This window comes from Trichocoleus sp. FACHB-46, from assembly GCF_014695385.1.
Lineage (GTDB): Bacteria > Cyanobacteriota > Cyanobacteriia > FACHB-46 > FACHB-46 > Trichocoleus.
On sequence record NZ_JACJOD010000045.1, the window covers coordinates 1 to 1,935 of the forward strand.

The window sequence follows — 1,935 nt, forward strand, 5'->3', positions numbered from 1 at the left end:
CGAAACTTGCCACTCTTGATCAGCAAATCTTCCACTTTTTTCACAATGCGTCCGACGGTGGTTTCATGCAATCCCCAACTCACCGCGATGTGAAATTGGCTGCGATACTCTCGCCAGTACGCCAAGGCCACTAGTACCTGGTCTTCAACACTCAGCTTCGCTTGTCCCCCTCGGCGACCTTGGCGATCTAGGGAGGGACGTACCACCTCGACCATCTCATGGAAAGCGCCACGGCTCACCCCGCACCAGCGCTTGAACTCTCGATTGGATAATGCTCTAACTCCTGGTACTGCATCGCTGCTTTTGGAACTCATACTTATTCAAAATTTAGCGTCCTTTTCTTCCCTACGACCGCCCACTGGCACACCCTTTCCCATTCATGCAGGATGTCTAATGCTTCTGCGGTTCTCGATTTAACGGTTGATCTTGATGGCGTCCCCAAAGGATATGCAGCAATGGATAGCCGGGAAGCAATCAAAATCATGGTGCGACCTTAGGCTCGGGTCATCTCCGTCTTCAACATAGTGTCCAGCAAGCTTAGGCGTTAACAGACGCATTTCTGTCGGCTGAATGACTATTCCAATGAAACGACAAGGTCTCCCTGATTACTGTGAAATAGCTGTAATCAATGGGTCGGGTACCGGGAAGGAGCGCTGCCTTAGCAGCGTAAACTGTCCTAATCCCGCATCATAAGCGAATACCTGACCAGTCTCGATTTCATACATCCAAGCATGCAAATTCAGCTGCCTGCTATGCAACTTGGACCGAATGACAGGATACGTTTCTAAATTCTCTATCTGCGTCAACACATTCTGCTCGATCGCGATCTTGAGCAAGCGCTCGGGCTGTAGGTGGGCATAATTATCTAACACTAAGCGCCGCGTCGCTTCTCCATGGCGCTTCAACCAGTCGTAGACCAGCGGCATCTGCTCACTCAGATTGCCGATTTGCAGCAGCCCCTTCATGGCCCCACAGTGGGAATGACCACACACAATGATGTCCTGCACCCCGACTCCAGCGACCGCATACTCTACCCCGGCGGCTTCAGCACTACTGGCAGCTCCATAAGACGGAATGATATTACCAACATTGCGCATCACGAATAGTTCACCGGGTTGAGACTGCGTGATTAAGCAGGGATCAATCCGGGAATCGGAACAAGTAATGAATAGAACTTCAGGTGCCTGCCCGTTCGAGAGTCGTTCAAACAGGGCTCGATTTGTGGTGAAGTAGTCGCTGTGAAAGGCATTGAGTCCCTGGATCAGACCGGTCACTGACATAAATCGATTCCTACTGCTGGCAAGGCTAGTGAGTGTACTCGCACGGCATCCTCCAAGCGGATGTAGTTCTATCCTTCCCTTGCTAAAGGCGAACCGTAACATTTTCCGTACTTCCGTAAAGAAATGTTGACAATTGGCTTGATCAGGAGGACACAAAAACACAAACCAGGGGCAAGGTAGCGGTGCGATGTAGCAAAGTCAAGTGCTAGAGGATTAAAGGGTACAATCAGAATAACTGTAAGTTAGTGCGACGAAAGCTGAGAGTATCTAATTCTACGTGCTTCCTCATAGGATTCGTACAGAAAATGTTCCTTTACAGTTTTGTAGTCACTACTCTAACGACATCGACAAATGTCATCACTTTGTTTGATTTCTCAAGGCTATTCCAGTTGGTGATTAAGTCGTTGCTACTATCCATAAGAGGGACGGTTTAGCGATGAAATAGGTTATAGAGACGCTGTTTGGTGTTTGATTTGTCGTTGAGACCTACTGCTACGAGACAGAGTTGCTAGGTTGCCAACGTCTCAATAAAAAGCGATCGCCTCACATCTTGCACCTTGTGATCTGAACCTCCCACCCCTGCTGCTGCAATAACATTCGCTTTTGCTCAACTTCCTGAAGTAGCAGAGCAACCACCTCACTTAGGCAGGCTTCG

General features: G+C 49.0%; 2 protein-coding genes. Both read right to left on the reverse strand.

Going from position 1 to position 1,935, the window contains the following annotated elements:
- The coding region (locus tag H6F72_RS24720; RefSeq protein WP_190441949.1) for a transposase family protein at positions 1–314 on the reverse strand (314 nt) is incomplete at its 3' end.
- Between the two features lie 291 nt (positions 315–605).
- Positions 606–1,280, reverse strand: a complete 675-nt coding sequence (locus H6F72_RS24725; protein ID WP_190441952.1) for a carbonic anhydrase — start codon at positions 1,278–1,280, stop codon at positions 606–608.
- Positions 1,281–1,935: the final 655 nt, after the last annotated feature.